Source organism: Mesorhizobium sp. M7A.F.Ca.CA.001.10.2.1, from assembly GCF_003998575.1.
Taxonomy (GTDB): Bacteria; Pseudomonadota; Alphaproteobacteria; order Rhizobiales; family Rhizobiaceae; genus Mesorhizobium.
This window is the reverse complement of record NZ_RZQY01000596.1, coordinates 1-3,851: the sequence shown is the minus strand read 5'-3', so window position 1 is coordinate 3,851 and position 3,851 is coordinate 1. Positions and strand designations below refer to the sequence as shown.

Genomic DNA, 3,851 nt, shown 5'->3' with positions numbered 1-3,851 from the left:
CCATAGCGCTGCTCTATCTCGACGCGCCGTTCCCGGAAGCCGTGCTGGAAAAGGTCAAGGCGCATAAGTCGATCGACTCGGCCAAGCGGCTGCAGTTCGACATCAACGCGATGTGATCGAGGACAGGCGGTCGCCGACCCCCTCGTTGAGGCCGGCCGCCGCGGCGGCCGGTTCAGGTCAACTCGTCGGATCCATCGGAGACAGCCACGCGATGTCGGTAGACCAGTTCCCAACCCTTCCAGCCCGTAAACAGCAGGATGAGAACCACGATCAGCGATAGGACGAAGCCGGTTGGCATCACGGCCGCCGCTCCGCCGGCATACCGCGAGTACCAGTTGTAAAGCTCGATCAACACGACGAGTACATTGCCGCCGGCATGGAGCCATGCCGTCGTGAGATTGCGGATCTGAACATCGCCGAGAACATCCGTCAGGCCGGCAAGCGCAGCCAGGGCTGCCATGATCGATCAGGCCTGCGCCGAGAAGCCAAAGCGACCCGGTGACCCATCCGGGATCGGCTGTTCGCCAGAAGATAAGATCGCAAACGAAGGCGCCGACAAAAAAGGCAATCGGAAACGGAATCAGCATGGGATGGATAGGGTGACCGGCAATGCTTGCCGTGCTGCGAGGGTTCGGGCTCATCATGTCGCCTCCCTGCCGTTCAAACTCCGCTGGAGGTGAAATGTTCCAAGTGAGGACGCGGCAGGGTTTATGCCGCTGTTTCCGGGCCATTGGCTAGATCCATGCTGTTCGCGTGAATCGCTGCAACGGGGAGAGCGTCAGCCGCCACATGTCATCTGCGGTGGTCCGCCACCGCCATCTTGCGCCCGCTGTATTCGGCAAGCCCGATGCCGCCCAGCACGAGCACCAAAGCCAGTGCCTGATAGAGGTGGAACGTCTCGCCGACGATCAGCACCGACAGCAGCGTGCCGAAGATCGGCACCAGATTGATGAACAGGCCGGCGCGGTTGGCGCCGATCAGTTCGTTGCCTCTGATGTAGAAGATCTGCGAAACGACGGAGGCGCCGATCGCCGTATAGACGATGACGGTCCAGCCGCGCGCATCGGGCATGATGACCTTGCCGGCGACGACCTCCCACAGGAAGAACGGCAGCGAAGTGACGAGTGCCGCAACCGACAGGGCCAGCATCAGGCTCTGCCAATGCATCACCGGTTTCAACCGCAGTCCGACCGAATAGCCGCTGTAGAGAAACACGGCGACCAGCATGATGGCGTCGCCGAAATTGAGTTCCAGCGTCAACAACCGGCGCGGGTCGCCATGGCAGGCGGTGAGGATCACGCCGGCGATGGTCAGCACGACGCCGACAATCTGCGCCCAGTTCACGCGCAGGCGGAAGAAGACGAAATTGGCAGTCATGATCAGGATCGGCATCGCCGCCTGTTCGATCGAGACATTGATCGCTGTCGTGTAGTTGAGCGCCGTGTAGAAGATGGTGTTGAACAGGGTGAAGCCGCTGGCGCCGAGGGCGACCAGCACGAACCAGTGCTTGCGGACGACCGGCCAGTCCTTCTGGATGGTCTTCCAGCCGATGGGCAGCATGATCGCCACGGCCAGCACCCAGCGCAGAAAGACCAGCGTCATCGGCGAGACGTGATCGACCGCCAGCTTGCCGGCCACCGAATTTCCGCCCCAGAGCAAGGTGGTGAGCAGCAGGAATATGTAGGCGCTTCGATGCATCGCGGGATTCCAGTCGCCGGAGCTGCGGTGTTTGCCGGCCTATTGCGGTCACTCGCCCAAGTAAATGATGTCAAAGCCGAAAATTGTTGTGCCTCAGGGCATTTTCGACGGCAAAGAAAGGTCGCGCTCGCGAGGTCTTGACGTTATAGAGGCCTGTCGTTTCGAACCATATTCAAGCCGCTTGGCGGCGTCTCAAGGGAAAAGAAACATGGCCAATGTGGTGGTCGTCGGCTCGCAGTGGGGTGACGAAGGCAAGGGCAAGATCGTCGACTGGCTGTCGGAGCGGGCCGATGTCGTGGTGCGTTTCCAGGGCGGCCACAATGCCGGCCATACGCTGGTCGTCGACGGCAAGGTTTACAAGCTGTCGTTGCTTCCGTCGGGCGTCGTGCGCCAGGGCAAGCTGTCCATCATCGGCAATGGCGTCGTGTTCGACCCGCATGCTTTCGTCGCCGAGGTGGCCAAGCTCAAGGCGCAAGGTGTCGAAGTCGCACCGGATCGCCTGAAAATAGCCGAAAACACAGCGCTTATCCTGTCCCTGCATCGGGAGCTGGACGGATTCCGTGAGGACGCCGCATCCAATTCCGGGACGAAGATTGGCACGACCCGTCGTGGCATCGGCCCCGCCTACGAGGACAAGGTGGGCCGGCGCGCGGTCAGGGTGATGGACTTGGCGGATTTGGAAACACTGCCCGTGAAGGTTGACAGGCTGCTGACGCACCACAATGCGCTGCGTAGGGGGCTTGGCCATGCGGAAGTCACGCATGACGCGATCATGCAGGAATTGACCTCGGTCGCCGACGACATCCTGCCCTATATGGACCGGGTCTGGAAGATCCTCGACGACAAGCGCCGGGCTGGCGAGCGTATCCTGTTCGAGGGCGCGCAGGGCACGCTGCTTGACATAGACCACGGCACCTATCCGTTCGTAACCTCGTCGAACACGGTTGCCGGACAGGCTGCCGCCGGCTCCGGCGTCGGCCCAGGCGCCATCGGCTATGTGCTCGGCATCACCAAAGCCTATACGACACGCGTCGGCGAGGGTCCGTTCCCGACCGAGCAGAAGAACGAGGTCGGCGAATTCCTCGGCACGCGCGGCCATGAATTCGGCGTCGTCACCGGCCGCAAGCGCCGCTGCGGCTGGTTCGACGCGGTGCTGGTACGCCAGGCCGTCGCTGTCAACGGCATCAAGGGAATCGCGCTGACCAAGCTCGACGTGCTTGACGGGCTGGACGAGATCAAGGTCTGCACGGGTTATCGTCTCGACGGCGAGATGATCGATTATCTGCCGGCCAGCCAGGGCGCCCAGGCACGTGTCGAACCGGTCTACGAGACGCTCGAGGGCTGGAAAGGCACCACTGCCGGCGCGCGCAGCTGGAACGATCTGCCGGCCCAGGCCGTCAAGTATGTCCGCTACATCGAGGAGCTCATCGGTGCCCCGGTAGCACTCCTTTCCACCAGCCCGGAACGCGACGACACGATACTTGTGACCGATCCGTTTCAAGACTAGTTTCTGAAGCCTTTCCGGGCATCGCGGCCGATTTGCGGGGGCCGGCGCGGAAACAAAATACAGGTCGACTGAAGCATGGCAGATTACGTTGCTATTCTGAAAAAGGCGCTCGGCAAGCATGGCGACGAGACGCCGGAAAAGCGTACGCGCATCTATGCCAGCGTTCGCACCATGCTGGCGAAGAAGCTTGAGGAATATTCGCCGCCGCCGGCCGCCGAAGCCATAGCCACGCAGATGCGTTCGCTGGAAGACGCGATCGCGAGTGTCGAGCGGGACTATGCCAAGAGCCTGCCGGAGACCGATCCGCTGGCGGAGCTGGAACACATCTTTTCATCGATCGATCGCAACAAGAATCAGCCGAGCCATACACGGCAGCCGGCCAAGGCCGAATCGGCCTGGCCCGCACCGCCCGCTGCAAAGCCTGAATCTTATCAGCCCGCGCCACCACCTGCCGCCAAGGTCGAGCCGAGCTGGCAAAGGGCGACGCCGGCGCCTTCCCAGCCGGCTCGCGCCGACACGCCTCTTCCAGGTATGGATGCCGACGAGGCGGAGGACGAGGCAGATGTCTTTTCCAGCGACGAAGAGCCGGTGTCGGACACCTTCCAGCGCCTGCGTCCCGCCGAGCGCAAGCGCAGCTATGGAGGGC

The 3,851-nt window shown here is 62.3% G+C and carries 2 protein-coding genes and 2 pseudogenes; 2 read left to right on the top strand and 2 right to left on the bottom strand.

The genetic code is table 11. The features are described from left to right. Positions 1-172: 172 nt before the first annotated feature. Positions 173-641, bottom strand: a pseudogene (locus tag EN964_RS28055) (DUF2231 domain-containing protein). 151 nt (positions 642-792) lie between these two features. After that, on the bottom strand, positions 793-1,698 hold the full coding sequence (locus EN964_RS28050) for a DMT family transporter (RefSeq protein ID WP_127267134.1): 906 nt from the start codon (positions 1,696-1,698) through the stop codon (positions 793-795). A 208-nt stretch (positions 1,699-1,906) separates the two neighbouring features. Here EN964_RS28050 and EN964_RS28045 point away from each other — a divergent pair, with 208 nt between their 5' ends. Together EN964_RS28045 and EN964_RS28040 are read left to right on the top strand one after the other, a co-directional pair. Continuing rightward, a complete protein-coding gene (locus EN964_RS28045; protein ID WP_127267133.1) occupies positions 1,907-3,205 on the top strand; it encodes an adenylosuccinate synthase in 1,299 nt (432 codons plus the stop codon). A gap of 75 nt (positions 3,206-3,280) precedes the next feature. Further along, positions 3,281-3,851 (top strand): annotated as a pseudogene (locus EN964_RS28040) (hypothetical protein); the annotation flags it as partial.